The organism is Microtetraspora sp. AC03309, assembly GCF_020826795.1.
GTDB lineage: Bacteria > Actinomycetota > Actinomycetes > Streptosporangiales > Streptosporangiaceae > Microtetraspora > Microtetraspora glauca.
In genome coordinates, this window is the sequence record NZ_JADDIL010000361.1 from 1 (window position 1) to 610 (window position 610).

1 protein-coding gene is annotated in these 610 nt (G+C 67.5%); it reads left to right on the forward strand.

Annotated features, from left to right (window positions below; genetic code table 11):
* A partial coding sequence (locus tag IMZ11_RS43345) for a hypothetical protein (protein WP_228649492.1) occupies positions 1-610 on the forward strand: 610 nt, incomplete at both ends.

The window sequence follows — 610 nt, forward strand, 5'->3', positions numbered from 1 at the left end:
GGTGAGGGGCACGCCAAACCTGAGGACATCCGGTTCGGTCTGTACGGCGCGCTGGCGCATCCGCTTGAGGTCGATGCGCTGCACGGTTGTGATGATCTGACCAGCCTCGGAATCCGTCCGTTGTCGGCGCCGGCGCCTGACAAGCTCAGCGGCACAGTGTGCTTGGGACCTTTCCGCGATCAGAGCCAGGTGCGGGGGGTGTACGTGTATTCGCCGCGTGAGCGCATCGCCGGAACCACCGTCGCCTACCCGGCGGCCTTCCCGATCGGAGTACTGCCCACCAACGTCAACGACACCGGGGTCACCGTGAGGTCCTCCAGTGTCGACGCGTTCAGCGCCGACGGCGGACAGCTGTCGCCCGCCGCGATGGGAGATCCGAGCGCCTTCAACGGCAAGGGCTACATGCTTCTCGGCCTCGAGATCGACGGTGCGGCAAAGCGTTATGCGGAGGACTCGACCAAGCGCGGCGGCCCGCTGATGGTGGTGGCCGGGCCGACGCTGCCTCCGCCGGGCCTGAGCCATGCCTGCTCGGTGTACGGCTCTTCGGTGCTGATCCTGCCGGAGGCCTCGCGGGAGGCGGTGAATGTCCGGGCTTCGCTGTGTACGCAGG